Origin of the sequence: Bacteroides gallinaceum, assembly GCF_030373775.1 — a bacterium.
Classification (GTDB): domain Bacteria; phylum Bacteroidota; class Bacteroidia; order Bacteroidales; family Bacteroidaceae; genus Phocaeicola; species Phocaeicola excrementipullorum.
In genome coordinates this window covers 1-26,924 of the sequence record NZ_JAUDEN010000008.1, presented here as the reverse complement: position 1 = coordinate 26,924, position 26,924 = coordinate 1, and the positions used below count along the sequence as shown (strand labels likewise).

The window sequence follows — 26,924 nt, the reverse complement described above, 5'->3', positions numbered from 1 at the left end:
GGAAGAAGATGAAACTGTCACAATTCAAATTCAAGCTGCCGGAAGAGAAAATCGCTCTTTACCCGGCAAAGTACAGGGATGAATCGCGCCTGATGGTTGTACACAAGTCAACAGGCGAAATAGAACATGTCATTTTTAAGGATATTCTGAACTACTTTGATGACAAGGATGCTTTTATCTTTAATGACACAAAAGTATTTCCTGCACGTTTGTACGGAAACAAGGAAAAGACGGGAGCCAGAATCGAGGTATTTCTGCTCCGCGAACTGAACGAAGAACTCCGCTTGTGGGACGTACTGGTAGACCCCGCACGGAAAATCCGTATCGGAAACAAGCTTTATTTCGGCGACGACGACTCGATGGTAGCCGAAGTTATCGATAATACCACTTCACGCGGACGCACGCTCCGTTTCCTTTATGACGGGCCGCACGACGAATTCAAGAAAGCACTCTATGCCTTGGGAGAACCGCCATTGCCTCCATTCATACACCGTCCGGCAGAACCGCTCGACGAAGAACGTTTCCAGACCATATTCGCCAGAAATGAAGGGGCAGTAACCGTTCCTGCAGCCGGACTCCATTTCAGCCGCGAGCTGATGAAGCGCATGGAAATCAAAGGAATAGATTTTGCCTTCATCACCATGCACGCCGGGCTCGGCAATTTCCGCGACATCGATGTGGAAGATCTTACCAAACACAAGATGGATTCGGAGCAGATGTTTGTCAATGCCGAAGCCTGCCGGATTGTCAACGAGGCCAAAGACCGGGGAAACAAGGTGTGTGCCGTAGGAACTACCGTCATGCGCACCATCGAAACGGCGGTGGGCACAGACGGCCATCTGAAAGAGTTCGAAGGGTGGACCAACAAGTTCATCTTCCCTCCTTACGAATTCTCTGTAGCTAACGCCATGGTTACAAACTTCCACATGCCGCTTTCCACCATGCTGATGCTGGTATGTGCATACGGAGGATACGAACTGGTCATGCATGCCTACGATGTGGCGCTCAAGGAAGACTATCGCTTCGGCACGTATGGGGACGCTATGTTGATTCTCGATAAATGACGGTGACGTGTCAAAAGTTTATTTAGGATTAGGCACCAATCTGGGCGACAAAAAGCAAAACATGCTCAGAGCCATAGAAGCAATAAAAGAGAAGATAGGGAAAGTTGTTTCCCTTTCTTCTTTTTATGAAACCGCTCCCTGGGGATTCGACTCGGAAAACAGCTTTCTGAACGCAGCGGCGTGCGTAGAAACGGCTTTTCCCCCGCTGGAAGTACTGCACCTCACACAAGACATAGAAAAAGCGATGGGACGCAGCAAAAAGTCCGTGAAGGGCATTTATTCCGACCGGGTGATAGACATTGATCTGCTTCTGTATGACAACATTGTTTTTAACTCTCCAGAACTTGTACTTCCGCATCCGCTGATGACGGAACGAGCGTTTGTCATGACTCCGCTGAGCGAAATAGCGGGTGGCCTGCTTCATCCCGTATTCCGAAAAACCATCTCCGAACTCAAACAGTCTGCATCCGGCAAAGGCGTATTCTGACCATAAAAAAAACCGCCGGACTTTACAGAAAATTCATATCCAGGCTGGATATATATATTTTCAGCCTGAAGACATGTATCTCTAAGCTGGAGATTTATATCTCTAGGCTAGAGATACAGATTTTCATGGGAATGGCAGATTTCCATGCGGCTTGCATGGCCTCCTTGTCCTGCACCGCCACATCTTAGCACGCATAGCCTTGCCTTGATTACCCGGACCGACCTGCAGAGTTTCAGAATTTCAGCCCCAACTCTACCCCCATGATATTGCGGCATTCTTTCGGTTCATATTGCCGGCAATAAAACAAGTCCAATGAACAGACCCTTGAAAGCTTGAACACAATTCCCGGACGGTAACGCATTCTGCTGACAGTAAAAAAAGCGTCGTCACCCAAAGGCTGAAAAAGTTCCGCCGAGAAATAAGGGGACAACACACTCTTGCCGGAAGAATAACTCAACTTAAGCCGCGAGCGCAACCTGTCTTCCGACACGCCGTCAGCCGTTGTACGCTGCAATCTTTCACGAAGGGACAGCTTTATATTGCTCCAGCCTAAAGTGCCCGTCAAGCCCAATTTATAGCGGTTACGGACACCCCAGACACCTTCGCCTTTATACCGATAATGGAAAGCGTACCCTCCTTCAACCTTCAAATAAGAATTCAGCCTGTAATTCAGCATCGCGCTCAAAGTCCAACGGTCGGTGTGCTTCAGATTGTCTTTGGAACGAAATTCCGCATAACCGACAAATCCCAGCTTATGCGTCATTCTGTAATCCACCTTTATCAGACTCCATGTGGCGAAGTTCCCCGAGTTCGCTGCAACGGCAGGAACGGCGCCCGGCAGCATAAGCAAAACGAAAACAACAGCAAACGATATTTTGTGCAACCCCATAGTACCCCTGTTTAAAAAAACAAATGTACTGAATATTAAGGGGAGAATCAAGGAAATTGCCAAAAAAACTCAAATGCCGCTGCAATGCCCGTTTATCCTTTCTTTTACTTTACCCCAAGCACGTGTGCCGAACAGACAACATTGCCGCATAGTTACGCACATGGTTTTAAACCGATGAAAAGGAATGACAAAACTCAATTCATTCTCCCCTACATGCGGCCGCACCGAAGGATCAAACAGGCCAAGAAAGGTACGGCTTCCCTTATCCCTGTTTTCCTTCACGGCAAGCGATACCACAGAAGAACATCCCGAACCGAACATGGAAGTCACGGCATCAGGCGAATTGTTGTCATAGAATGCCCAGGCACACAGACCGGAAAGCATATCGGGAGTGGCAAAAAACAAAAGTCCTTCGGCATCTTCAAAACCGTCGTCTACCTGATCAGCCCGCACGAAATTCAGAAACTTCTTGCCGGCCGCTTCAAGTCCGAGCTGCTCTATATAATCCGCCACCATTCCGGGTGTCTGCTTGTAATGTTCTTTCTGCGAAACAAAATCGGGAACATATTCAGGCATCGACGCAAATCCGGTATAAAACTTACCTCCGCCACAACCGATTACTTCTCCGTTCAGACTCACCGGAATGCCCTGACGCACACGTTGCAGCACCTTAAAAAAGCAGCCTCCGGTTTTCTCAGTGTCGGCCAAAGGAGTGTCTGAATAAAAGAACAGAACAGGCAAAGGAGCACATTCTCCGAACGCTTCCCTATAATCATTGACAAAACAAGAGATATTCATAGCAACAATAGTTTGGAAAGCAACAAATATACGGAATTCAGATTTATCTGCTGACGAAAAACAGAAAGAAAATAATCGAGCGAGGGTATGCCAAAAAGCATGGCAGGAATTACTTCTTTTCCACACTTCAAAATAAGTGCAGTCCGTTCATTTTTCCACATTATTCAGCCTTAATTCTTATTTCAATTGATATCTTACTTATTTCTCAAAAGATCAAGGGCTTTTTCTATTACACTATCTCCATTATTTAAAAACGTGTCAATATCTTCTTCAGCTACAATATCTGGTTGAATTCCAACACCTATAAATTCATTTCCATCGGTATCTAATTCATGTTTGGTGCAAATACAACAACCCAATCCAAATCCAAGATCAATAAAGATTGGATTTCCTGTACTTCCTCCGGTAGGAGTCCCGATAATTTTTCCTCTTTTAGCACCTCTGAACAGTACGCAAAAATTTTCAGCGGAAGAAAAAGTGGTAGCATTTACCAATAACACAATAGGTTTCTGATAAATTTCCTTTTCATTAATAGGTAAAATGGGGGCTGGAGTTTGCATATACCATTCCCGCGGATAATTCCAAGAAGCATGGGCTGCTATATACATTGGCGAACTCCATGTTCCTTGTGGAATGGGCAGATGGATAAAATGGCTGACAAGGTAATCTGCATTTAATGAATTTCCACCGCTATTATTACGAATATCAATAATTAAAGCATCTGTTTTTAATATTTCATCATACAGTTCATCGAAATATGCACGATTGAAATCGGAATTTTGAAAACTACCCACAGTCAACAAGCCTATATTATCTTCCTTTACCCTAAAGCTCATCGAAGGAGTATCTTTTTGTAAGTCCCATGAAAGATTTCTATTACTCTCTACTACAAACTCCTTCCCTTTTTCATTCTTGAATAAAATTTTACTTGATTTAGAGCCTTTATCCTTGGTCAATTCAAACTCTGCAAATGGTCTATATTTTGACCATTGGGGAGTTGAAGAAGCTAAATAAGGTCGAATATGTCTATTTCCATAATCCAGTACATTTTCGCCATCTATTTCTACAATCTCACACCCGGGACGTACTCTCGACTGTTGCAGATTTGAACTATATACATCCGTTACAAATACTCTATCACCGATTCTTTTAGTTTTCATCGGAAACGGCCGAATCCAATCAGACGGATTCTTGGGATTATTCATCGGGAAAATATATGTATGTCCATCATGAAGCTGATTACAAAGAATTTGCATCCCTTTCAAGAAATCTTCATCGGATGAAGTTGCTATCAAAGACGGCATCGAAGCTACACACAAACTATCCCAATCGAATTTTAGTTTATCATAAAAAGCAAAATTGTATTTTACTTCTGTGCAAAAACGCGACAATATATAAGCTTTCGTGGGTGCATTTAGTTCGGTTTCCCCAGTTTGTCTATATGCAAAAGTATTTTTTACAAATAAACAAACACATAATAGTATAAGAATCTTTTTCATCTTATGATAAATTCAATATGCAATTTCTATAATCTTAGAATTACCTCTATTCGATTGCAAACATAGGAAATTCTTAATTAATATCATCGCCGTTAGACAAAATCAATTCTTCAATATTGATTTATTTGCCAGTTTGTTCAGAAAAGCCCCATTGCATTATAATAGAAAACAAACATCCGGCTTTGCATCAAAGAATGCAAAGCCGGATGTTTGTTGCGGTGCGTACGGGTTGCGAACATAGGAGTGTTATGATACACAATGATGTATATTGACACATAGAATCACTATGACAGACAATAGGGCTTGTATCTCTGTGTGTCATGGTGTATCACCATATATCTCATAATTGAGACCCAGATTGAGACCTGCCTATATTGACTTGACAAGCTGTCATATCTGTTAGACATGCGTCATATATCACCAAATCACGCCATGACAAGCCGTCATATCTTATTGGCAAGGAACGGCTCTTGAAATTCTTATTGTAAATCAATAAAATTTCAACCTTATGAACAAGAAAGAATTAACCAATGCAATCGCTAACAAGACAGGATTAAGCAAAACCGAATCGCTGAATGCCTTAAATGCAGTAATGGAAATCATTACAGAGGAAATGAAGCAGAACAAACAGATTATTCTTATCGGCTTCGGAACATTCTCCGTGAAGAAAAAGGCAGCACGTAAAGGAATGAATCCCACAACATTTGCTCCAATCGAAATCCCTGCTAAAAAGGTCGTGAACTTCAAGCCAAGCATATATCTTAACAACACCCTCAATCAGAGGAAAAGGAGACGCATCGGCAAAGCGGATAATAATATCTAACACCCCATACTTGCTATAATGCCATTGAGTAAATCTTCGGCTCTTTGGTCATAATTCAGAGCGGATAAATGGTTTTCAAGTTCGTCAAAACCATTTGTCCGCTCAATTAGTAATAAGAGAGTTTGTAAATCCTTGAAATCAGTAGTCTTGCGCTGTTCATTATTGCAGTTCACATAACGGTCAAACTTGGATGCAAAGAGATATATCGGAGACATGACCTTAATATCATTAACGGCATAGCCGAACTTGCGGTTTTTACGGTCATAGTCTATTAGAATATCCGTGTCTGTATGGATGGAAGAGGATTCTAAAGAGAGCATGTAGTCTGAATCTTCCTTAACCACAAATCCTAAAGTACGCTTGATACGACGGATAAACCTGTCCTTATGGCTGTTGTCGTATGCCGTCCAAAAGTCAAGGTCATTATTGGATCTGCTTCTCCAAAACGGAACGGAGTAATATCTGCATAGCAGGTCTATTGCCGTTCCCCCGATAAGATACAAGCCGTATCGGGTAGCGGTCTTTACAATCTTGGTATCGTATGGAGTGTATTGTTGGAATAGTGGTAGTATATTGCTCATTAGTTGATAAGGTCAGAGTTAATAATCAGGTAGCCGTCCAATTCTTGGCTGTCGTCCGTATGCAGATAATCCCCTATAATATCCCATACCAAAGCAGAGCCTATAACCGATTGGAACAGGCTCGACAGGTTATAGACATCTTCCAATGTGAGCCTGCAATCTTCTTTCCCGACAAACAGCAATTTGCATTTCTCATTGGGTTCTATCTTGATAAGCCTTGCAGTGATTGGACGGATAATCTCGTTAGTCAGATTGGTATAATCAAGCGACAGGGTACAATGTCCCTCTTTGCTTATTATCTTGAATTTGAATATTTTCCTTTGCATGGGATTTTTTGTAACAAAGGTAGAGTGGCGGTTACGACAGAATTAGACGTAGGGACAGAAAAAAGCCACAACCTTGTTCGTATTGGTCGTGGCTTAACAAATTATACATTATAGTTATTTCTTGTTCTTCAAGAAACTCAAGTCGGGTTCATGGTAACGGCTTGATTTCAGTATCTTTCCGTCTTTACGGTAGATAGGCTTGCCATTCTCGTCCAGCTTGCTCATGTTGCTTTCGTGTACCGCATCGAAGATACGCTCAAACTCGTCCTGCAATCCGTGAGAGACAACCGTACCCAACAAAGTATAGGCTATGTCGGCTAATTCTTTGGCTACTGCCTGTAAGCGTGCATCTTCACTGTCTCCTGTGATTGCGTATTCCTCTGCATACTCGTCCACTTCCTCTTTCATTACCCTCATGCGCAGTTCGTGCAGTTCTTGGGGAATGCGTAAGGTGGGGTGTTCGTTCATATACAGTCCGAATGCCTTGTGAAACTCCTCTAATTGTTTAAGCTGTTTTTTCATTTGATTTGTATAATGGTGGTAATGGTATTTACAGGCAATGTTTCGGATATTGCCACATTTCCGTTCTCGTCTATCGTACCGATGACAGACTGGCTGTCCGTATATCTGAAACCAGAGAAGTGCAGAAACTCGCTTCCCTCCATTGTGTATATGTTTCGCAGGTCTATACCCTCATTTGCCAAGTCAATAGTCTTTGTACTATAATCTCTTAATGACACTATGTTAAGTTTGTCCACGCTATTCTGTATGAATGATGCAGTAGTGGTGGTATAAGAGTTTTTCTGAAAGAATCCCCACAAATCAGCGTCAATTTTGGTCAGGCTGTAATCGTCCATATTAAATTCATAGAAATCTCCTGCCCAAATTATAGTGGAGTTCTTGAACTGATTCCATAATGTACAGATCTTATAGTTTGGTTCATAAAAATATGTAGCTATTTCAGCGACTTCTTCTCCTTGCAAGCCATTTCCATTATCCGATAATTTGGCTACTGTCAGATAACTGTCATTTTCTTGTCCTCCTATTGCCGTCAGATACAAGTCATTTTTATCAGAAGAAACAAATCCTGCCCCATACGTGCTTCCCTTGATGAACTGCCCTATGGTATATTGACGAGTACCCGAAGACGGTCGAATATAACGCTTGTCATAGAAACATGTACCTTGACTGTTGACGACAAACCAGTCGTATTTCATATCTTCATTATAGAAATAATCTTCCGAATTGATTTCGGCATAACTTTCTATTTTAAGGTCTGATTGGTCTTGTGTATGAATTTTAAAGAGTATCGGTTTGATATTTTCTCCCCAAAGACTTTTGTCTATCGACATATAGATATTTCCATTTTTATCGGTAATTGCTTTACTACCGTCCAACGCAAAATATCCATCATAAAAATGTTCACCAATTTTGACATGTCCTTTTATCTCAAATACCGACTCGGTTTGTTTGTCAATAAGATAAGATACTCCAAAGAAAACTTCAACACTTTCATCTAGCAAAGGATACCCATTCCCGTCATATTTGGGTTTATCTTCTTTTTCCTCCAATTTTATAGGGGAGTTAGTATTTACCAAAAGATATTTCTCGTTAATATCCCATATATTGGTAATGTTCTTTACTTCTACAGTATCTCCTTTTTCGGTTATCCATCCGAGTATCATATCCGTGCCGTCCTTTTTTATCTGCCTGTATTGGACAGACGATGAACGGGTATTGCTTTCGCTACCGTAGATATATTTTGCATCCTTGATATTCAGTCCGACCAATACAGGACTGTCATTACCGTTACCCCCATTGTGTCTATCTATACCTTCCTCATCACTACAAGCAGCCATGAATATTGCTGCACCAAATAAAATTAAATTCCTGATATTCATTTTCCTGTTGTTTTATTGATGTTATTATTCAGTTCGATTAATCCAACCTCTGCCAAGTCTTTCAGTTCGTCATTATTGGACATCACAAGAGGGTGTTTAGGACAACCTTTAACGGTAGATCCGTATGCCTTGAAGTGATAGTTTGTATTGAACAGGCTGATAATACCGTCAATACCTTTTTCTTTATTTCCAAACAACAAATCATACAGATACTTCCTCTTTCCGATGGTATTTCCCCAAGCACACCATACATCTGCTTCCTTGATTTCCGATAACAGGTTCTTTATGGCAGTCAGATTGTTACGGTGTATTTCCATATTAGGCTCTGTATCCATATCATCGGGATTGGTTGCACGTTGCGGATATACGTTCAACATATACCATGCTCCATATTCTCCGCTGTTTTTGGCATATTTCTGTACCCTTTTTAGTGTCGGGTCAAGCTGTTCGGGGATTGCCGTGCTTGGATTTATACCGATGCAGATTAATGCTTTCTTGCAAGAGGTGTCAAATTGCTCTCCCAATACATATCTCACTCCTGTAACTTCATAGCCGTTTATAATCTGGCTTTCTGCTGTTTCTTCATACTCGTACAGCCATCCATTTTCAATAATTTTCTTTCCCATAATCCTTTGCTTTTTAGTATATGCTTAGTAATACTGAGCACAAAGATAAATCTTTTCTTCAACTTTACAATCTGTTAATCAGAGTTTTTTGCATGAAGTCAAAGGTTGATATATTTGTCATACAGAAAGTAAAGGAAAAGCGTAAGGAGCTTGGCATATCGCAGCGTGGTATGGCTGAGATTCTTGGCTGTTCCCCCAGCTTCATCGGACAGATAGAGAGCGACAAATTCGACATGAAATACAGCGTCCATCAGTTGTATGTCATAGCACAGGAATTTGAGTGTTCTCCTGCCGACTTCTTCCCTCCTCTTGATGCAGAGTTGTAAGTTTTCCGCAAATATCGGACTATGGGTACGACAGATTAAGTCGGTGGTCTTGCCTTTTTCATTGTTTTCTTGGTTTATGGGTAAAAAAATAACCGCTACATTGCTGTAACGGTCTCTGTGATTGCTCAATCATCGTATCTTGATAGTGATTGCTTCATCCTTTCCTTAATCTTGTTCCGTAAGGATGGTGGAGACAATACCTCAATATGCTCTCCATAACCCATTATCTTGTTTTCCAATTCTGGGTTTATTATCAGATGTAGTGTTATTGTATCTCCGTCTATGGTTTGTGAGGAATGTATCGGCAGAGATTGGATATAAGGCAGCATAACAGAAGAAACTTTCAGTCTTACTTCCTCTATCGGAGCATTGGGGTTATTATCGGGTTCATATACCAATCCATATACATTATCAAACTTCTCTGCTGTCCGCTCCAATTCTTCTTTACGTTGGAATGTTCTGTCTGTTATCTGTATTTGCCCGATTCTGTCAAGCCCGAAGGTACGGAATGCTTTTATATCCTCACAATAAGCAAACAGATACCACATTCCCTCAAACTCTTTCAAGAGATAAGGCTCTACGGTATAGGTTGTCTGTTCTCCTCTCTGATAGCTGCAATGTATAATGGTTATAACCTGTCGGTATTGTATGGCTCTAAGCAACCAACCAATATGCTCAACTCCCTTTGATTTCGGATTGGGACTGATTGACACATAGCCCGATAATCTGTTTTTATCTTTGAGGGTAGAGAGGGCTATGTCAGAACTTTCAGCTAATCCGATGAAATACAGTAATTGGTCAATATACAATGTACTATCTTTCAGCAAATAATAACCGTTTCTTTGTTCATCATATATTATATCAATGTCAAAGTTGCTCCGTATTTCCGCCAAGTCTCTTTGGAATGTTCTTTCTCCTATTTCCGCATCATACCGTTTCATATACTCCATTAGGGTATGCTTGCTCGGATAGTCATTCTGCAATATCCTGCGGATTATAAGATAATGTCTGCGTATTATGTTCTTTGTCGGCATATTGTTTTAGTTTATTACATTCTTCCTCTTTCATTGCGACCAAATCTGTATATACTTTCTTAAAAACAGATTCTGTACCTTGTTCCACCTTTAACAAAGATTGGCAAGCTTCCATTATTTCATTTACAGAACCACTGATATACTCTCCTTTTTTTCGATTCATAGGACTTTTTTTTATATGCTTAAAATATCCATATATCGTATCTTTATCACCACCTATTAACATTGCAATGAAGCTTGCAATGCTAGTCTGATTTTTATTTTCTATACCTGCTTCTGTCAATAATTTATACAAAAACAATGATTTTGCCTTAACTGTCATCTCATTTGAATTTATCATTTTTGATGCGGTGTCAAGGGCAAATCTACACCATCTTTTTACATTAATAGGTATATAAAGCTGTATTCCTATTTCATTTGAATAGTTCTGTAATTCTTTTTTTATCTGCAAAAAATCATTATAATTTGCAAAATCAGGTCCTTGTTTTTTAGCTTCATTGTATAATCCATCCCAAAATGATTTTTCAGATAATAGATATATTAAGCGAGGAATACTTAAAAATCCATTTTCGACTATTTCATGCACTTCTAATTGTTTATATACATCTTCATATTGTAATTCGTCTAATTTGTCTATACATATGTCAGCAACATTCTTGTTGATTATTATATCTTCATGAAAGATAAACTTATTCTTGGAATAATACAACCTGTTATCCGCATAGTATTTTTCCACATAATCACGTATCTTTTGGAATGTTTTTTCGTGTGAAAACTTTTTATCTTGTAGTATCTGGCTAATCACATCTTTTATAACAAGCAGCATAAACAGTAACTCTTCTATTGCTATTGGGTTAATAGATTCATTAGAATTCTTGTTTATTTCTATTCCTGATTTTTTCTTTATTTCTTTTTTTTGCATGTTTATCATCTTTTAATTTACGAATTATGCATTTGCTTGAAAAAAAGTATGTTTGCTCAATGCAATAGCATTTTCTTCCTTAGATATTCTGATATACTTCATAAAACTGGTTTCCGTGCTGTGTCCTGTTATCTGCATAATAGACAAGCTCGGTATTCCTGCCCTATAAGCATTGGTGGCAAAACTTCTTCGTGCTGTATGACTGGTTACCATATCACATTTTTCGTGTGTAACTTCGTGTTTAACTCCGCCAGAAGTCTCAACCACTGATACAAAGTTAGTAATTCCTGCTTTACGGCACAATCTTTTTAAGACTCTATTTGTACTTTGATTTGATTGAGCCTTAGGAGGTTGGTTTCCATACTTACGGAAGATGGCTTCTACTTTGGGGTGCATAGGGATTACCACAAGTGTATTTGTCTTTTGGGTAACAATAGTCAGTAACTTATTTTCAAAGTCCAAATGTTTCCGTTGCAGACGGGCTATATCAGAATAACGCAATCCTGTATAACTTGATATGATGAAACAATCCCTTACATGGGTATCGTTTTCATTCAGCTCAAGATTATAGAGTTTGTCCAACTCCTTTTCCGTAAGATAGACTGTCTCCACATTTTCTTTATACACCTTAAAATCTTTACGCTTGAAGTCGTCATTGGTCGTGTAATTGTTATCATAGGCATAACGTAATATCGCCTTAATGCTCTTGATAAACTTTCCTATTACGTTAGGTCTGTATTTCCCACGAGAATGACTTGCTTCGTTCATATACTTTACAAAGTCATTGTAGAAGTTAATCGTAACATCATCCAATCTCAACTTAACGTGTCTGTTGGTACAATATTGTTGCATAATCTTTTTGGTGGAGACATAACTCTGTATAGTTCCCATAGCCAGTCTTCCGCCTTTACTGTTTAATATTGTTCCGTCTTTACAAAGAGAAATATAATAATCCATAAAACTGATAAAGTCGGAGAATGTCTGTTTTTCTTTGATTGTACGATCCAATTCTTCCCTTAATCTGGTACGCACCAGTTCTACGGTAGGATAGATGTCCCGTAGCTTCAATTCCTCTAACACCCTAATAAGAGCATTGGTCGTTTTCTCAATCTCTTTGTTTATGTTCCGCAATATAAGCTGCAACTGCACATTACCTTTCAAGTCTGGATTTCGCTTGCTGTCCTCTATTGCGCAACCAGCTTCTTTATCCCAATGTTGGGGGCATATCTTGTATTCCGCAGGTAGATAGCATGTCATACGCTCACCATGTATATTCATTCTTAATCTAATGGATGAAATTTTCTTTGTGGCATTCTTTAGTGAAAATCGTATAACATCTTTACAGTAGAAAAATTCTTTTTTAGACATATCAGTTTTATTATTATTCCATTATTAATCTTTTCAAGAATCGTTCCTTTCAAGACAAGGTATTGTAATGGTTTACAAGTGATTTTGCAATCAATACTCTTTTACTATATGACAAGTCGTCATATCTGATTATCTTATATGACAAGGTAATTTATACAAGTTAGCAAGCAATATCAGGTGGTTCATCATATCGTTTGTCGTTCTTATCTGCTAATTTATTCCTAATACTGTCAATTATGCTATTTGACTGTATATTCTGTTCACTCCAAGTATGGAGCATTTGCTTCAACTTTTTCATTTGTCTTGAAAGAGCTGCCCTTGATTGAGAACCATACACACCTAAGTCTTTTATTTCCTGCTCCACTTTTTTCAAGTCAAAGTTATGATAGCGCAATGTGTTATACAGACCATAATCCCCTATGCTGTCAATAAGACGTTTATCAGTGGCTTTGTTATTGGTAGAAGATGTGAAAATGTCGTCAAACTGCTCTAACAGTATATCTGGGTTTCCACGCATTACGCTATGGAGTGATGTATCTGTAATCTTTAGTTTCTGCTTAATCTTTCTTATGCTCTCCATTTTAAGCTCAAATCTTGTTTTGTTCTTATAATATGATATGATTTTTTCCGCATTGCCTGTCATTTTTAGGAATGCCTTATTCTTTGTGGTTTGGATTTCTTTTTCCTTATTATAGATATTCAGTTCTTCCTTGCAATCTTTTGTTTTTACATCTTTCTTGAAGCATATACTTTCTCCCTCATAGTATTTCCAAGTACGCTTGCGATAATTGCCAGTACACAGGTTCAGACTATTCAAGATGTTTTCTGTCAATTTCATATCAATATCTTTTGTCAAGTGCAATTTGTTAAATTTACAATCTTTAGTAATGGATTCAATATCAAGGATACAAATACCCAATCGTTCCATATTCTGCAATGCTTGTGGAAAGGTATCTTCCGATATTAACAGAGGATAGTCTTCAAGCAATAATTTGGAGGAGAACTCTATCGTCATTTTCCTTGACTGCATATTTGCACGGATATACAAGGAGAATGGTATTTTATCACGGTTGATACTATTGGACCGGGAGTTAAATTCTATAGACTTCAATTCTCCTGTCTCTATATCAACTTCATGCTTGAATAGGCTTTCATTGCCTGTGATTAGAGTAATATATTCACTGCTTGTTGTGAATCTTACAGTATCATAATAAAGTTTGCTGTTATTGTCAAGTTCTGTATTCATAGCTTTATTCTTTTTATGTGTATATTAGAATGTTTTTATCTGATTAATAATGTTTTACAGGTTATTACGTTATCGAAGCGGATACGAAGAACCAACTTGGTAGATTGGAATAGATAGGGCAATATCCCTTGTCTGTGTTACTTTATGGGGATACCTCTTGTTAAAATGGTACAAGTTGGCTTTCATCAATTAATCGTAATGCAAGCATAATATCACTATATGAGTATTGCATTTCAAGCATTTTCAGTGCGATTGTTGCTATACTCTTACGGTGTCCTACATATTCGCAGTTCTTGAGATAGTCCCAATGCGGATAGACTTTTGCTTCTATGCCAGATTTTAATAGATACGATTGAATTTCTTTGGCTTCTGCTATACCGTCTATTTCGGGGAAGATTGTTATTTGGGCATTTTGGTCAATCAATTCCCTCCGTACATTGGAATGATACAATGTTGTTCCCAACATACCCTCATATCCTGTTGCTACCCACGGATAATGAGGACATATAATTGACATAACCAAAGCGTCCACAACTGATGTTACTACGCAAATATGGTCAGCTTCATATATTTTTTCCATACCAAACAATGTAGGTATTTTTTCCAACCTATATCCCTTAGCCAATTCCTTAGCAATAGAGTAACATTTGTCTCCCCAAGGATAAGATTCATACCCAGCACGGCTGTTCTGCTTGGAAGCATGTTGTATAAGGGCATCACCGTCTCCATCACGGACAATCATTCCTGTTTCTGGGTTATAAAGGACTTTAAGCACATTTCTTATTTTTCCGTCTTTGCTTTTGAACGGTATAATTACAGCATAATAGCCGTGATAGCAAAGTGTTGTATCTGTCCTTATGTTGCTCCAATCCATACGAGAGTCAACATGTTCTTTTGGAAAGAACCGATACATAAATTGAGCTAACGAACTCTTACTACAATCTTGAGAAAATTTATAGATTCTGTCTTTTGTTACATAATCCATACTTCTTTGATTGGTATTCATCATAATTAATTGTTTATATTGATTAATAAATTTTTGATACTTGTTTCTGGGATTAATACCCTACGGTATGCCTTATGTGCTTTCAGATCTCCGTTACGAATCATCCTATACACCGTACTTCTTGATAGATGTAGAATTTCACATACTTGGAGAATCGTATAAAACTTGGCGGTAGCCTTTTTATTGATTTCCGATTTCAGACTGTTAATATCTGATTTCAACTCATACAATGGCTTAAGTCGCTTTTGCAACTCGGAATCACCTATTATTGAAATGTATTGTTTCATATTTTTTAATATTAGTATGATTACTATATTTTTCATCACATTTGTTGTTGTGATTACGAGTGCAAAAGTATCGTTAAGTTTTAATATATCCAAATAACATATTGATAATCAATATTTTATATGCTACCAAATAATGATAAAAATACTACCAATACAGATTTTAATTACTAAAAAATTGGTATCAATCACTACCAAGTACAAGAACTAAGCAAAGGTTAATATAAGGAAATCGAAGTTTTAAAGAAAAATGCACTACCAACTAAAAAAATATAGAAAAGATAGTATATGATATGTTTCTGATGAAATTAACAGCCAAAATAGACCTTAACTTGCTGTCGAATTTTCTTGCGATAAAATAAAATTTGTAGGATATAGTTTCGTAGAGACCAACAAAGAGACCAAATAGTATATCGGATTATATTGGAGAGGGAATATATCTGTATATCATGCTACAAGATAGGGGTATAGCGATATATGTGGAATCCAGCTCGGAATCCGCATATACCCAATTATCCCAATAGAACATATAGAACAAATGGTTATGAATGAAAGAAATCTTTAAGTGAATGGAATAATATCTAATGTATCCCCATGTATCATAATGTGTCAGAGAAGTGGTCTCCCGATTGAGACCCATAAAGAAAAAGCCCTCGAAAGTGATTGACTTTCAAGGGCTTCTAATTATTGTTGCGGTGCGTACGGGACTCGAACCCGTGACCCCATGCGTGACAGGCATGTATTCTAACCAACTGAACTAACGCACCATTAAGTTTTGATTTTGCTGCTTTCTCTCTCGATTGCGGTTGCAAAGGTACAACTATTTTTCTTATCTGCAATATTTTCAGAATATTTTTTTCATTATTTTTTTTAACCATCTGGATATCAGAATCTATTGAAACCATCTTAAATAGACTGCATTCTCCATTGCTCGACCAAAACTGGTTGCCTCTATTTGAACCAAACATGCAGGCATAAAAAAAGGAGTACCGCTGTACTCCAACCTTTGTTAACCTTAAAATCTAATACTATGAAAAACACATTGCAAAGATACGGACTTTTGGGTTATCTGCAAATGTTCAGCCCAAAAATCCATGTTTTACAACATGTTTTAACAAGAAGATGTTTCAGCTTAGAGGCTGTTAACAAATAAATGTCATAAACCTAGCTTTGCAGAGATCTCCAGCATCTTTTCAATCGGCTTTATGGCTTTTTCTGCGATTTCCTGGTCCACCTGCACTTCAGGCCATTCAAACTTCAAGGTGTTATACAGTTTTTCAAGCGTATTCAGGCGCATGAAATTGCACTCGTTGCATGCGCAGGTACTGTCTTCCGGAGGAGCTGGTATGAAATTTTTTCCCGGACACTTCTTTTTCATCTCATACAGGATTCCGCTTTCTGTAGCTACAATGAAGTTTTTGTTGTCGCTCTGCATGGCAAACTTCAGCAAGCCGGCCGTAGACGCTACTTTATCGGCCAGTTTGGCAACGGCTCCCTTGCATTCAGGATGCACAAGCACCTGCGCATCGGGATACTGTTTCTTCAGTTCCAGAATCTTCTCCACCGAAAACTTCTCATGCACATGGCAGGCTCCGTTCCAAAGAAGCATGTCGCGTCCTGTAATCGAGTTGATGTAGTTTCCCAGATTTTTGTCGGGACCGAATATCAGCTTCTGATCTTTCGGAAAGCTTTCTACAATCTGGCGCGCATTGGTAGATGTGACCACAACGTCAGTCACAGCTTTTACGGCTGCGCTTGTATTTACATACGAAATCACCTTGTATCCGGGATGTTCATTCACAAAACGTGCAAACTCATCGGCCGGACAACTGTCGGCCAGCGAACATCCTGCATTCAGATCGGGTATAAGCACCTTCTTGTCGGGACAAAGAATTTTAGCTGTTTCTCCCATAAAATGTACGCCGCACATGACAATGATATCTGCAGAAGTCTTTGCGGCCCATTGTGCAAGTGCCAGGCTATCTCCTATAAAGTCGGCTATCTCCTGGATTTCGTCAGCCTGGTAGAAGTGCCCTAAAATGACAGCGTTCTTTTCCTTGCAGAGTTTCTTTATCTCCTTTCTCAAATCAATGCCTTTGTCAACGGCTTCATCGGCATAACCCTTTTTCAACCTATTTTCTTTATTCATCATAATCTTATTATTTTTTCTTCTTTTTAAAAGAAATGTATGATAGTGATAATATCCGGTTAATTGTGTTAGAAAAAAAACATCTGTTGATTTGTTTTTTCCGTTATTAAAGCAAGGAAACGAGATATGAGTGCTTCATTCACATCTTTAATCCCTGATATTGTTCTTTTTATATGTTCTATTAACAAATTGTTCATTTGTTGCAAAGTTAAAAACTTTTCATTTATCCGCTTGCTGAAATCGGGTAAGAATGTGTTTAAATTGCAGATACAAAAAATAAGTTTCTTTCTTTGCATTGTTCGCTTTCCGGCATTTATAGGAATTTATGCGGAATGTGCAAGAACTTTTTTTCATTTTCTTTTCCCATACTATTTACATGTTTTCAACAGGGTTATGAATATAGTTTGTATCTTTGTACACATCTAAAAACACTTTTACTCTATGTCTGAAATGAGAAAACTGAAAATTACGGAAATGAACCGCCTGACGGCAGATGAATTTAAGGAAGCCAGCAAGTTGCCGTTGGAGGTGGTGCTTGATGATGTTAGAAGTTTGCATAACATCGGAGCTGTGTTCCGTACTTCGGACGCGTTTCTTATCAATCGGATTTGTCTTTGCGGAATAACTGCCACTCCTCCTCATCCGGAAATGCACAAAACGGCTTTGGGGGCAGAGCTTACGGTTGGATGGAAGTATTTTGATACAACGCAAGAGGCTGTAGATGAACTTCATGCGTTGGGATATACGGTATTGGCTGTTGAGCAGTGTGAAGGCAGCACCATGCTCGACAAATTTCAGCTTGAGCCAGGGAAGAAATATGCCGTTGTATTGGGAAATGAAGTGAAAGGGGTAAAGCAGGAAGTTGTGAATATGTGCGACGGATGTATCGAGATTCCGCAATACGGAACTAAACACTCCCTGAATGTTTCTGTTACGGCAGGTATCGTTTTATGGGAATTTGCGTATAAAATGAAGGAACTTTTCGGATATTAACCGCTATGTTTATTAGTCGGTTTATAACATGTTAATTATTTGAACGACAATAGTTACAGTTGGCCGTTTTCTACAAGAGTAGCGACTCTTTCAATCATTTTGTCTTCATCATCCGGACGATATTCCTTTTTCAGGCTTGCTCCAAACAGAGCAGCGAAAGTCTGGTAGAATCCGGCCTTGAAGGGCCCCATGAAGGCACGCACCAGTTGGAACGAAGACTGGTTGCATTCCCGGTCAACCAGTTTTATCAACAGCTTGCCTTGCGAGAATGTTAATTTCTTCATTCTTGGTGTGTATTGCTTTTTCAAGCCTTTTTCAACAGCTTTGATGTGTTTCTGTTTGGCCTCTTCATCGGGAAGAGTTTCCAGGTATTCGTATGTTTCTATGACGGCATTCCGCACTTCCTTGGCAAGAGGGAGTGTCTTCTTCACATCTCTCACCAGTTTGTAATAATATCTTTCCTGACGTTTGTTCTTGAATTTCAGTTCAGGGTAAACGTAGACAAGTCTGAGCGTTATATGAGGTATAGTGTCACCGTTGTATATGATGGCAGGGACTTTATACCCTTTGATTTCGGTGTGAAGCTGTTCTTGTCCGTAAGCTTTGAATGCCAAAGCGAACGGCAGAAAAAATAATATGTATAGCCATCGTTTCATATTGGCAAAAATAAAAATAATAATTTGATTTTATGCCGTTATTAACGTATTTATGTGAGTTGTTAACCCTGTTTATTTCTATGTTGAAAAAGTTTTATTTGGTCTGTATATTAAGTTGTTGCATCTGTTCAAATCTCTGTGCACAGTCTGAGTGGATGGAATGGTGGGAGCATATGGATACTGACGAAGGCGTGTCGTTTATGCAGGAGCAGTATGAAGAGCTCAGCGAACTTGCGGAGCATCCTTTCAATATCAACACCATCACAAAAGAGCAGTTAGAGCAGTTGCCTTTTCTTTCTGATAAGATGATTGAAAATATTTTGTATTATCTGTATAAGTATGGTCCGATGCTGACAAAGAATGAACTTCTCGGTGTAGAGGGAATGGATGTGCAGACGAGGCGGTTTCTTGAAGATTTTATATATATAGGGCCTGCAGAAGATGACAGAAAAGATATGGGGTTCCGGAAAATATGGAAATATGGCAAGCAGGAACTGATGGCTCGTGTTGACTTCCCTGTGAATAAGAAAGCTGGATACGCTGAGTATTCAGAAAAAACGCTTTCTGAAAATCCTGACAAAAAATATATAGGTGATCCGTTTTATCATAATGTGCGGTACAAGTTTCAATATAAAGATCGGATATTCTTTGGATTTGCTGCTGAAAAAGATGCGGGCGAACCGTTCTTTGCTTTGTATAACCGGAAGGGATATGATTTTTATTCGGCCAGTCTGTTTCTTAACAACTTTGGAAAGATCAAGGCATTGGTTCTTGGAAACTACCGGGCAAGTTTCGGATACGGGCTTGTGATGAACATGGGATTCAATATGGGGAAGTCATCTTCTTTGGGAAGCATGAACCGTGTCGGAAGAGGGCTTATGAAATATGCTTCTACCAATGAGTCGGACTACCTTCAGGGAGCTGGAATAACTGTGGAGCTGGCAAGAAGGTGGACAGGATCGGTTTTCTATTCTTTCCGCATGCAGGATGCACGTGTGGAGGACATGTTTATAAGAACGATGAAAACGGATGGATATCATCGTTTGAAGAAAGATATGGAAAAGAAAAATACAGTCAATAATCACTTGATTGGTTGTAATTTATCTTATAATGGTAAATATATGGAATATGGATTAACTACTGTTTATAATGTTTTCAACAAGCTGTTGAATCCTGCCCCTCGTTTGTATAATCGGTATTATCCGAGGGGGCAATGTTTTTTCAATATCGGGGCAAATTATAAATTTTTTCTTCAAAAACTGATTTTGTCTGGCGAGCTGGCTTTTGACAAGTCGGGAGCTTTGGCCATGCTTCATACATTGAGTTATTCACCGTCTGTTAATACTACATTCATATTTATGAACAGATATTATGACAAGCGTTATCAAAGTCTTTATGCGAACGGTTTCGGTGAAAATACCAAGACTCAAAATGAACTTGGGTTCTATATAGGACTGGAAACAAATGCATTGTCTAAATGCAAATTGGTTTCATACGTAGATTTCTTTTACTTTCCGTGGTATCGGTATCAGGTGGACAGACGGAAAACAATAGGATTGGAAGGTGTTTTTCAGTTAAGTTATTCACATTCAAATTCACTGAATATGTTGATAAAGTATAGCTGCAAAAACAAGGCGAAAAACTTTATATGGAAAGAAGAGGAGAAATATATTTTGCCGAATATCCGGCAGCGTTTTCATGGGCAGGTTTCATATCAATGTACGGACTGGATGCATATGAAAGGTGTGGCAGAATATGTCCGTTCATCGTATTGGAAACAGCGGCCTTCTAACGGGTATGCGGGGAGTGCAACATTTAAGTTGGGAACTGAAAAGTTTCCTTTGCGAGGCTCCGTTTCGGCTTCTTGTTTTTTTACGGATGATTATGCTTCGCGCATCTATCTTTATGAACCAGGACTGCTTTATGCTTTTTCAATGATATCGTTCTATGGAAAAGGAACCAGGCTGGCATTAAATATGAACTGGCGGTGGAAAAAACTGTTGACAATTCAAGCGAAATGGGGATGGACACATTATGGCGACCGCAGCTCGATTGGTTCGGGTATGGAAAAGATACAAGGCAACAATAAATTTGACCTGCAATTGCAATTGCGAATAAAATGGTGAAGAGCAAAGGTATTATGCGTACGGGATTGAATAATTTGTTATTTTTGTAATCAATAAAAAAATACAGTTATGTCTACAGTCATTTATTCAGCTCCTATATTCGGTCCTGTTCATAGTCGGCGCTTGGGAGTATCGTTAGGTATCAACCTGCTTCCTGCTGACGGTAAAGTGTGTACTTTCGATTGTATCTATTGTGAATGCGGGTATAACGGCCAGCATCGTCCTAAATTGAAGGTTCAGACGCGTGAGGCAGTGCGTGAATCACTTGAGGAGCGGCTTATTGAAATGAAGGCAAACGGTCCATTTCCTGATGTGCTGACTTTTGCCGGTAACGGAGAGCCTACGGCCAATCCTTATTTTCCAGAGATTATCGATGATACGTTAGCCTTGCGAGATAAATATTTTCCAGATGCGAAAGTGAGTGTTTTAAGCAATTCTACTTTTATCCGCAAGCCCGAAGTGTTTGCGGCGTTGAATAAGGTGGACAATAATATATTGAAACTGGATACGGTGGATATTGACTATATTCGGAAAGTTGACCGTCCTGTCGGGCATTATGATTTGGATGAAATTATCGAGGGGTTGAAAGCATTTAAAGGAAATCTCATAATCCAGACTATGTTTATGAAGGGAAAAACGGATGGAGGAGAAGATGTGGATAATACTTCTGACAAGTATGTATTGCCTTGGTTGGAAGTGATGAAGGAGGTTTCTCCCCGTCAGGTGATGATTTATACCATTGATCGCGAAACGCCCGACCATTTCTTGATGAAAGCTTCGCATGAGGAACTTGACCGGATCGCTGCGTTGGTGAAGAAAGCTGGAATCCCGGTGAGTGTTTCTTATTGAAGCTGATATAAAAAATAATCGCAGATTCCATCGATTTATGAATCAGTGGAATCTGCGGATTAAAGTATTTAGCTAAAGATTATTTGATGCGTTTATACCCATAAACGGCCAGATCGCCCAGCTCTTCTTCGATGCGGAGCAGCTGGTTGTATTTAGCCATACGGTCTGAACGGCTTAATGAGCCGGTCTTGATCTGTCCGCTGTTGGTAGCTACGGCAATGTCAGCAATGGTTGCATCTTCCGTTTCGCCTGAACGATGAGAAGTGACGGTAGTGTATCCGTGGCGGTGAGCCATTTCAATAGCGTCGAGTGTTTCACTTAATGAGCCTATCTGATTTACTTTTATCAGAATGGAGTTGGCGCATCCCATGGCAATGCCTTTCGACAGGAATTCTACATTTGTCACAAACAGGTCGTCACCTACCAGCTGGCAACGGTTTCCGATGCGTGCAGTCAGTTTCTTCCAGCCTTCCCAGTCGTTTTCGCTCATTCCGTCTTCGATCGAATCAATAGGATATTTGTTGATAAGTTCTTCCAGATAAGCTATCTGTTCGTCAGAAGTGCGTTTCTTTCCGTGTTCGCCTTCAAATACGGTATAGTCATAGATTCCGTCTTTGTAGAATTCAGAAGAAGCGCAGTCCATGCCGATCATGATATCCTTTCCCGGTTCATAGCCTGCTGTTTTGATGGCTGTGATGATGGATTCCAAAGCGTCTTCTGTGCCTGCCAGCGAAGGAGCAAATCCGCCTTCATCGCCTACGGCCGTGCTTAGTCCGCGGTTATGGAGCACTTTTTTCAGTGCGTGGAATACTTCTGCACCCATTCGGAGGCCTTCGCGGAATGAAGAGGCGCCCACCGGGCGAATCATGAACTCCTGGAAAGCAATGGGAGCATCGCTGTGTGAGCCGCCATTGATGATGTTCATCATCGGGACAGGCATCACGTATGTGTTTACACCGCCGATATAACGGTAAAGCGGGATGTTCAGATAATTTGCCGCTGCTTTAGCTACAGCCAGCGACACGCCGAGGATGGCATTGGCTCCCAGATTCGATTTGGTCTTTGTGCCGTCAAGTTCCAGCATTTTCTTGTCGATGGCGCGCTGTTCGAGCGATGACCATCCGGACAATGCCGGGGCAATGATTCTGTTTATATTTTCGACAGCTTTCAGCACGCCTTTTCCTCCATACCGTTTAGGGTCGTTATCTCTTAGCTCTAATGCTTCATTTTCGCCGGTGGATGCACCGGAAGGAACAGAAGCGCGTCCGATAACGCCTGATTCCAGTTTTACTTCCACTTCTACGGTAGGGTTACCGCGTGAGTCAAGAATTTCTCTTCCGACAATAGCTTTGATTTTCATGATGCTTTATGTTTTTGAGATTATACAATATTCCAGCTACAAAATTGAGAACTTCTTTCAAAGAAGGCAATACCTTGAATTAGGTATTTTGCAGGATTAAAAAAGAGGATGGAGCCCTCAATTCTGAAAATCGAATTCCCATCCTCTTGTTTATATGTTGAAAAATCAATAATTATTTTTCTTTACTTCAAAGTAAGCCTGCGGATGCAAACATGCCGGGCAGATTTCGGGAGCTTCTTTGCCGACGAACAGGTAGCCGCAGTTACGGCATTGCCATATTACTTCGGCATCTTTCTTGAATACCTTTCCTTTTTCTACATTTTTTGCCAAAGCCAGGTATCTTTCTTCGTGGCCCTTTTCAGCTACGGCAATTTCACGATACATTTTGGCGATGGCCGGGAATCCTTCTTCATCTGCGATGTCGGCGAATTTCGGATAGTCAAGGCTCCACTCTTCGTTTTCTCCTGCTGCTGCTGCCTTCAGGTTTTCGAGAGTCGTGCCTATTACGCCCGAAGGATAGCTGGCGGTGATTTCCACCATTCCGCCTTCCAGCCATTTGAACATCCGTTTCGCATGTTCTTTTTCCTGGTCAGCCGTTTCGGTGAAGATGGCTGCGATTTGTTCATATCCTTCTTTTTTGGCTGCACTTGCAAAATATGTATAACGCATTCTTGCCTGTGATTCTCCTGCAAACGAAATGCCAAGGTTTTTTTCTGTTCTTGTTCCTTTAATGCTCTTTTCCATAATTTTCTGTTTTTAATTGGTTAGTGATCTGTTTTCTTTGACAAAGGTAACTGTTTTATTCAAATTTGTAATAATTACAATGTTTATTTAGTTTTTATTAAGACTATTCCTTGTGTGCTGGATGGATATTGCAATTTTTATTTATCTAAAATACGCATTATTTGGAGTTAATGTTCAAATAATTACCTACTTTTGCACTTCTTTTGAGAATTATAACACTAAACAGAATATTTTATGAAAGGGGTTGAATTTAAACCGAAACTATTTGAAACATTAAAAAACTATTCGAGGGCCAATCTGATGACGGATGTAATGGCTGGAGTTATTGTGGGAATCGTGGCTTTGCCTTTGGCCATCGCTTTTGGCATTGCATCTGGAGTGAGTCCGGAAAAGGGAATTATCACAGCAATCGTTGCCGGATTCATTGTTTCTTTTTTGGGAGGAAGCAAGGTGCAGATAGGCGGGCCGACGGGTGCCTTTATCGTGATTATTTATGGAATTATTCAGCAATATGGAATCGAAGGTCTGATGGTCGCTACAATGATGGCGGGGGTGCTGCTCGTATTGTTGGGCGTATTTAAGCTGGGAACAATCATCAAGTTTATTCCCTATCCTATCATTGTCGGCTTTACGAGCGGTATAGCATTGACTATCTTTACGACTCAGATTGCGGATGTGTTCGGGCTGCGGTTCGGAGATGAGAAAGTGCCGGGTGACTTTATAGGGAAATGGATGCTTTATGCCCGCCATTTTGATACGGTCAATTGGTGGAATGTGGCGGTTAGCATTGTAAGCATAGTGGTTATCGCTCTTACTCCGAGGCTTTCAAGGAAGATGCCTGGTTCGCTGGTTGCTATCGTTTTGGTGACGGCCGGTGTGTATTTCCTGAAGATGTATGGCGGAGTTGACTGCATCGATACGATAGGCGACCGTTTCAGCATCAAGTCGCAGCTTCCTGAAGCGGCTGTCCCTTCACTCAATTGGGAAGCCGTTAAAAACCTGTTTCCTGTGGCCATTACCATCGCTGTCTTGGGGGCTATCGAGTCGCTGCTCTCAGCTACAGTTGCAGACGGTGTGATTGGTGACCGGCACGATTCGAATACAGAGCTGATTGCGCAAGGCATAGCCAACATTGCCTCTCCTGTGTTGGGCGGAATCCCTGCAACCGGAGCTATTGCACGTACGATGACTAATATAAACAATGGCGGGCGTTCGCCGGTAGCCGGCATTGTTCATGCGGTGGTGCTGTTGCTGATATTGCTTTTTTTGATGCCTTTGGCCCAGTATATTCCGATGGCTTGTCTGGCGGGGGTTCTTGTCGTGGTTTCTTATAATATGAGTGGCTGGCGGGTTTTTAAGGGACTGCTCAGAAATCCGAAGTCTGACGTGGTGGTGTTGCTTATGACATTCTTTCTTACTGTCATCTTTGATCTGACCGTGGCTATTGAGGTAGGCTTGGTGATTGCTTGCGTGTTGTTTATGAAGCGTGTGATGGAAACGACTGAAATATCTGTCATTACGGATGAGATAGATCCGAATAAGGAATCGGATATGGAAATGCACGAAGAGCATTTGGCTGTGCCCGACGGAGTGGAGGTGTATGAAATCAACGGTCCTTATTTCTTTGGAATAGCTACGAAATTCGAAGAAATCATGGCGCGTTTGGGTGACCGTCCTAAAATTCGTATCATCCGTATGCGGAAGGTGCCTTTCATCGATTCCACCGGCATCCACAACTTGACAACTTTCTGCGAAATGTCGCAAAAAGAGAATATCCATCTGATTCTTTCGGGAGTGAATCCTCAAGTGCATGCCGTATTGGAAAAGGCCGGATTTTATGAGATGCTGGGAAAAGAAAACATTTGCAGCAACATTAACGAAGCATTGGATGTGGCCAGAAAGGAATTGAATGGTTAAGGATTGATGTCCTGCAGTTCTAGCCAGTATTTAATTGATAAAGACTATTAATGCCGGATTCTAATTGCTGAAAAGATGTTATAAAGCATGGACTTTGGGGCTGAATATTTGCAGATAACCCAAAAGTCCGTATCTTTGCAATGTGTTTTTCATAGTATTAGATTTTAAGGTTAACAAAGGTTGGAGTACAGCGGTACTCCTTTTTTTATGTCCTTTCGTTTCTTTCTCCTTTTGTACAAGAATGTGTTCTGTATTTTTTTTTGTGCTATATTTTCCTTATGGAAACCATTATTCCTTGGAGACTGTTTGAATTTTAAGGTTTGATATTGAAATGGTGTTTCTTATTTCCATGAAAATGATTATTCTCTGGTTGCAAACTTAGGGTTTGTTTTTAGTTTTCTCCGGCTTTAATTTGTGGATTGTTCTTAAGGATTTAAACGTAAGGGAAAGCTGATAAGATGATTAATTGGAAAAATTAAATAGAATCTTAGGTTAAAGATGTCTATCTTTAGCCTGGAGATATATATTTTTGGGCTGGAGATTTGCATCTTGAGGTTGGAGATATGGATTTTTCCGAAAAAGTTTGTTTTTTTACTGCAGGCCTGCTAAAAAATATTGGGGTCAAACAGTTTTTCTTCTGAATAAATGTTTGAAGTATATTATTATATGTATAAGGCCTTCTCTTTTACTCTTTTTTCTTTTCATCTTTTTATATAATGTATATATCTGTTTTTCAGATAATTGCTGTTTGGGATGCAAAAAAGTTTGAAAAAAGTTTGTCTTTAGTCTTGCAGTTTCGGAAAAAGTGTGTACCTTTGCACTCGCTTTCGGGGATGACCCGGGGCGAGATGAGAAAGAGATCATTGAAATTGTGAGGACAGATAACAAGGATAGTGCGGTTCCGCAGTTTTGCTTCGGCATTCGGCGGTACCGCGGACGAGCGAGGGAAT

General features: G+C 39.9%; 26 protein-coding genes and 1 tRNA gene. 8 read left to right on the top strand and 19 right to left on the bottom strand.

Going from position 1 to position 26,924, the window contains the following annotated elements; translation table 11 throughout:
• Window positions 1–8: 8 nt before the first annotated feature.
• Both queA and folK read left to right on the top strand, forming a co-directional pair.
• Window positions 9–1,064 (top strand): tRNA preQ1(34) S-adenosylmethionine ribosyltransferase-isomerase QueA, encoded by a 1,056-nt coding sequence (gene queA, locus QUW60_RS06065; RefSeq protein WP_258337245.1) that lies wholly within the window; start codon window positions 9–11, stop codon window positions 1,062–1,064.
• A gap of 7 nt (window positions 1,065–1,071) precedes the next feature.
• A complete protein-coding gene (folK, locus tag QUW60_RS06060) occupies window positions 1,072–1,551 on the top strand; it encodes a 2-amino-4-hydroxy-6-hydroxymethyldihydropteridine diphosphokinase (protein WP_289559186.1) in 480 nt (159 codons plus the stop codon).
• A gap of 232 nt (window positions 1,552–1,783) precedes the next feature.
• Here folK and QUW60_RS06055 read toward each other — a convergent pair whose 3' ends face one another.
• The 3 genes from QUW60_RS06055 to QUW60_RS06045 all read right to left on the bottom strand — a co-directional run bounded on the left by QUW60_RS06055 (window position 1,784) and on the right by QUW60_RS06045 (window position 4,737).
• Complete coding sequence (locus QUW60_RS06055; protein ID WP_289559184.1) at window positions 1,784–2,440, bottom strand: DUF2490 domain-containing protein; 657 nt, start codon at window positions 2,438–2,440, stop codon at window positions 1,784–1,786.
• 69 nt (window positions 2,441–2,509) lie between these two features.
• On the bottom strand, window positions 2,510–3,238 hold the full coding sequence (locus QUW60_RS06050; RefSeq protein ID WP_258339332.1) for a DUF169 domain-containing protein: 729 nt from the start codon (window positions 3,236–3,238) through the stop codon (window positions 2,510–2,512).
• Between the two features lie 194 nt (window positions 3,239–3,432).
• Window positions 3,433–4,737: a S41 family peptidase gene (locus QUW60_RS06045; protein WP_289559182.1), complete on the bottom strand. Its 1,305-nt coding sequence runs from the start codon at window positions 4,735–4,737 to the stop codon at window positions 3,433–3,435.
• A gap of 508 nt (window positions 4,738–5,245) precedes the next feature.
• Between QUW60_RS06045 and QUW60_RS06040 the strand changes: the two genes are divergently transcribed.
• The gene (locus QUW60_RS06040; protein WP_289559181.1) at window positions 5,246–5,560 is read left to right on the top strand and encodes an HU family DNA-binding protein; all 315 of its coding nucleotides are present in this window, start codon (window positions 5,246–5,248) and stop codon (window positions 5,558–5,560) included.
• Here QUW60_RS06040 and QUW60_RS06035 read toward each other — a convergent pair.
• The 5 genes from QUW60_RS06035 to QUW60_RS06015 form a co-directional block, all read right to left on the bottom strand.
• Window positions 5,557–6,141, bottom strand: coding sequence for a hypothetical protein (locus QUW60_RS06035; protein ID WP_289559179.1), 585 nt, complete (start codon window positions 6,139–6,141; stop codon window positions 5,557–5,559). The two genes, QUW60_RS06040 and QUW60_RS06035, sit on opposite strands and share 4 nt — an antisense overlap.
• Window positions 6,141–6,467 (bottom strand): hypothetical protein, encoded by a 327-nt coding sequence (locus tag QUW60_RS06030; RefSeq protein ID WP_289559177.1) that lies wholly within the window; start codon window positions 6,465–6,467, stop codon window positions 6,141–6,143. The genes QUW60_RS06035 and QUW60_RS06030 overlap by 1 nt, the downstream gene beginning before the upstream one ends.
• Window positions 6,468–6,581: 114 nt before the next feature.
• The gene (locus QUW60_RS06025; RefSeq protein ID WP_289559175.1) at window positions 6,582–6,989 is read right to left on the bottom strand and encodes a nucleoside triphosphate pyrophosphohydrolase family protein; all 408 of its coding nucleotides are present in this window, start codon (window positions 6,987–6,989) and stop codon (window positions 6,582–6,584) included.
• Complete coding sequence (locus QUW60_RS06020) at window positions 6,986–8,368, bottom strand: hypothetical protein (protein WP_289559173.1); 1,383 nt, start codon at window positions 8,366–8,368, stop codon at window positions 6,986–6,988. Before QUW60_RS06020 ends, QUW60_RS06025 begins: the two co-directional genes overlap by 4 nt.
• On the bottom strand, window positions 8,365–8,994 hold the full coding sequence (locus QUW60_RS06015; protein ID WP_289559171.1) for a DUF1643 domain-containing protein: 630 nt from the start codon (window positions 8,992–8,994) through the stop codon (window positions 8,365–8,367). The genes QUW60_RS06020 and QUW60_RS06015 overlap by 4 nt, the downstream gene beginning before the upstream one ends.
• 92 nt (window positions 8,995–9,086) lie before the next feature.
• Here QUW60_RS06015 and QUW60_RS06010 point away from each other — a divergent pair, with 92 nt between their 5' ends.
• Entirely contained in the window at window positions 9,087–9,320 is a 234-nt protein-coding gene (locus QUW60_RS06010) for a helix-turn-helix domain-containing protein (protein ID WP_289559170.1), read from the top strand.
• 125 nt (window positions 9,321–9,445) lie between these two features.
• Here the strand turns inward: QUW60_RS06010 and QUW60_RS06005 are convergent, their stop codons facing one another.
• The 8 genes from QUW60_RS06005 to nadA form a co-directional block, all read right to left on the bottom strand.
• Window positions 9,446–10,261, bottom strand: coding sequence for a helix-turn-helix transcriptional regulator (locus QUW60_RS06005; RefSeq protein ID WP_289559169.1), 816 nt, complete (start codon window positions 10,259–10,261; stop codon window positions 9,446–9,448).
• A 31-nt stretch (window positions 10,262–10,292) separates the two neighbouring features.
• Complete coding sequence (locus QUW60_RS06000) at window positions 10,293–11,276, bottom strand: hypothetical protein (RefSeq protein WP_289559167.1); 984 nt, start codon at window positions 11,274–11,276, stop codon at window positions 10,293–10,295.
• Window positions 11,277–11,300: 24 nt separating this feature from the next.
• Window positions 11,301–12,644 carry a tyrosine-type recombinase/integrase gene (locus QUW60_RS05995; RefSeq protein WP_289559164.1) on the bottom strand — a complete coding sequence of 448 codons (1,344 nt, stop codon included), beginning with the start codon at window positions 12,642–12,644 and terminating at the stop codon, window positions 11,301–11,303.
• Window positions 12,645–12,804: 160 nt separating this feature from the next.
• A complete protein-coding gene (locus QUW60_RS05990; protein ID WP_289559163.1) occupies window positions 12,805–13,890 on the bottom strand; it encodes a hypothetical protein in 1,086 nt (361 codons plus the stop codon).
• A gap of 160 nt (window positions 13,891–14,050) precedes the next feature.
• Window positions 14,051–14,899: a DUF6371 domain-containing protein gene (locus tag QUW60_RS05985; RefSeq protein ID WP_289559162.1), complete on the bottom strand. Its 849-nt coding sequence runs from the start codon at window positions 14,897–14,899 to the stop codon at window positions 14,051–14,053.
• Between the two features lie 2 nt (window positions 14,900–14,901).
• Window positions 14,902–15,183 carry a helix-turn-helix domain-containing protein gene (locus QUW60_RS05980; protein WP_289559287.1) on the bottom strand — a complete coding sequence of 94 codons (282 nt, stop codon included), beginning with the start codon at window positions 15,181–15,183 and terminating at the stop codon, window positions 14,902–14,904.
• A 690-nt stretch (window positions 15,184–15,873) separates the two neighbouring features.
• Window positions 15,874–15,947: transfer RNA gene (locus QUW60_RS05975), tRNA-Asp, on the bottom strand.
• Window positions 15,948–16,336: 389 nt separating this feature from the next.
• Window positions 16,337–17,329, bottom strand: a complete 993-nt coding sequence (gene nadA / locus QUW60_RS05970) for a quinolinate synthase NadA (protein WP_289559285.1) — start codon at window positions 17,327–17,329, stop codon at window positions 16,337–16,339.
• Between the two features lie 450 nt (window positions 17,330–17,779).
• Between nadA and QUW60_RS05965 the strand changes: the two genes are divergently transcribed.
• Complete coding sequence (locus QUW60_RS05965) at window positions 17,780–18,322, top strand: RNA methyltransferase (RefSeq protein ID WP_258339334.1); 543 nt, start codon at window positions 17,780–17,782, stop codon at window positions 18,320–18,322.
• Between the two features lie 53 nt (window positions 18,323–18,375).
• Here the strand turns inward: QUW60_RS05965 and QUW60_RS05960 are convergent, their stop codons facing one another.
• Window positions 18,376–18,978: a DUF4294 domain-containing protein gene (locus tag QUW60_RS05960; RefSeq protein ID WP_258339335.1), complete on the bottom strand. Its 603-nt coding sequence runs from the start codon at window positions 18,976–18,978 to the stop codon at window positions 18,376–18,378.
• An 80-nt stretch (window positions 18,979–19,058) separates the two neighbouring features.
• On the opposite strand from QUW60_RS05960, the gene QUW60_RS05955 reads away from it, so the two are divergent.
• Complete coding sequence (locus QUW60_RS05955; protein WP_434736847.1) at window positions 19,059–21,104, top strand: helix-hairpin-helix domain-containing protein; 2,046 nt, start codon at window positions 19,059–19,061, stop codon at window positions 21,102–21,104.
• 69 nt (window positions 21,105–21,173) lie between these two features.
• On the top strand, window positions 21,174–21,953 hold the full coding sequence (locus tag QUW60_RS05950; protein ID WP_258339337.1) for a radical SAM protein: 780 nt from the start codon (window positions 21,174–21,176) through the stop codon (window positions 21,951–21,953).
• 79 nt (window positions 21,954–22,032) lie between these two features.
• Here QUW60_RS05950 and eno read toward each other — a convergent pair whose 3' ends face one another.
• Both eno and rbr read right to left on the bottom strand, forming a co-directional pair.
• Entirely contained in the window at window positions 22,033–23,313 is a 1,281-nt protein-coding gene (eno, locus tag QUW60_RS05945; protein WP_289559157.1) for a phosphopyruvate hydratase, read from the bottom strand.
• 165 nt (window positions 23,314–23,478) lie between these two features.
• Complete coding sequence (gene rbr / locus QUW60_RS05940; protein WP_289559155.1) at window positions 23,479–24,057, bottom strand: rubrerythrin; 579 nt, start codon at window positions 24,055–24,057, stop codon at window positions 23,479–23,481.
• 234 nt (window positions 24,058–24,291) lie between these two features.
• Here rbr and QUW60_RS05935 point away from each other — a divergent pair, with 234 nt between their 5' ends.
• Entirely contained in the window at window positions 24,292–25,974 is a 1,683-nt protein-coding gene (locus QUW60_RS05935; RefSeq protein ID WP_258339340.1) for a SulP family inorganic anion transporter, read from the top strand.
• Window positions 25,975–26,924: the final 950 nt, after the last annotated feature.

Coding starts and splice junctions, on each gene's coding strand:
- queA (WP_258337245.1), top strand. CDS start 9: ATGAAACTGTCACAATTCAAATTCAAGCTGCCGGAAGAGAAAATCGCT.
- QUW60_RS06055 (WP_289559184.1), bottom strand. CDS start 2,440: ATGGGGTTGCACAAAATATCGTTTGCTGTTGTTTTCGTTTTGCTTATG.
- QUW60_RS06050 (WP_258339332.1), bottom strand. CDS start 3,238: ATGAATATCTCTTGTTTTGTCAATGATTATAGGGAAGCGTTCGGAGAA.
- QUW60_RS06045 (WP_289559182.1), bottom strand. CDS start 4,737: ATGAAAAAGATTCTTATACTATTATGTGTTTGTTTATTTGTAAAAAAT.
- QUW60_RS06040 (WP_289559181.1), top strand. CDS start 5,246: ATGAACAAGAAAGAATTAACCAATGCAATCGCTAACAAGACAGGATTA.
- QUW60_RS06035 (WP_289559179.1), bottom strand. CDS start 6,141: ATGAGCAATATACTACCACTATTCCAACAATACACTCCATACGATACC.
- QUW60_RS06030 (WP_289559177.1), bottom strand. CDS start 6,467: ATGCAAAGGAAAATATTCAAATTCAAGATAATAAGCAAAGAGGGACAT.
- QUW60_RS06025 (WP_289559175.1), bottom strand. CDS start 6,989: ATGAAAAAACAGCTTAAACAATTAGAGGAGTTTCACAAGGCATTCGGA.
- QUW60_RS06020 (WP_289559173.1), bottom strand. CDS start 8,368: ATGAATATCAGGAATTTAATTTTATTTGGTGCAGCAATATTCATGGCT.
- QUW60_RS06015 (WP_289559171.1), bottom strand. CDS start 8,994: ATGGGAAAGAAAATTATTGAAAATGGATGGCTGTACGAGTATGAAGAA.
- QUW60_RS06010 (WP_289559170.1), top strand. CDS start 9,087: ATGAAGTCAAAGGTTGATATATTTGTCATACAGAAAGTAAAGGAAAAG.
- QUW60_RS06005 (WP_289559169.1), bottom strand. CDS start 10,261: ATGAAACGGTATGATGCGGAAATAGGAGAAAGAACATTCCAAAGAGAC.
- QUW60_RS06000 (WP_289559167.1), bottom strand. CDS start 11,276: ATGCAAAAAAAAGAAATAAAGAAAAAATCAGGAATAGAAATAAACAAG.
- QUW60_RS05995 (WP_289559164.1), bottom strand. CDS start 12,644: ATGTCTAAAAAAGAATTTTTCTACTGTAAAGATGTTATACGATTTTCA.
- QUW60_RS05990 (WP_289559163.1), bottom strand. CDS start 13,890: ATGAATACAGAACTTGACAATAACAGCAAACTTTATTATGATACTGTA.
- QUW60_RS05985 (WP_289559162.1), bottom strand. CDS start 14,899: ATGATGAATACCAATCAAAGAAGTATGGATTATGTAACAAAAGACAGA.
- QUW60_RS05980 (WP_289559287.1), bottom strand. CDS start 15,183: ATGAAACAATACATTTCAATAATAGGTGATTCCGAGTTGCAAAAGCGA.
- nadA (WP_289559285.1), bottom strand. CDS start 17,329: ATGAATAAAGAAAATAGGTTGAAAAAGGGTTATGCCGATGAAGCCGTT.
- QUW60_RS05965 (WP_258339334.1), top strand. CDS start 17,780: ATGAGAAAACTGAAAATTACGGAAATGAACCGCCTGACGGCAGATGAA.
- QUW60_RS05960 (WP_258339335.1), bottom strand. CDS start 18,978: ATGAAACGATGGCTATACATATTATTTTTTCTGCCGTTCGCTTTGGCA.
- QUW60_RS05955 (WP_434736847.1), top strand. CDS start 19,059: ATGTTGAAAAAGTTTTATTTGGTCTGTATATTAAGTTGTTGCATCTGT.
- QUW60_RS05950 (WP_258339337.1), top strand. CDS start 21,174: ATGTCTACAGTCATTTATTCAGCTCCTATATTCGGTCCTGTTCATAGT.
- eno (WP_289559157.1), bottom strand. CDS start 23,313: ATGAAAATCAAAGCTATTGTCGGAAGAGAAATTCTTGACTCACGCGGT.
- rbr (WP_289559155.1), bottom strand. CDS start 24,057: ATGGAAAAGAGCATTAAAGGAACAAGAACAGAAAAAAACCTTGGCATT.
- QUW60_RS05935 (WP_258339340.1), top strand. CDS start 24,292: ATGAAAGGGGTTGAATTTAAACCGAAACTATTTGAAACATTAAAAAAC.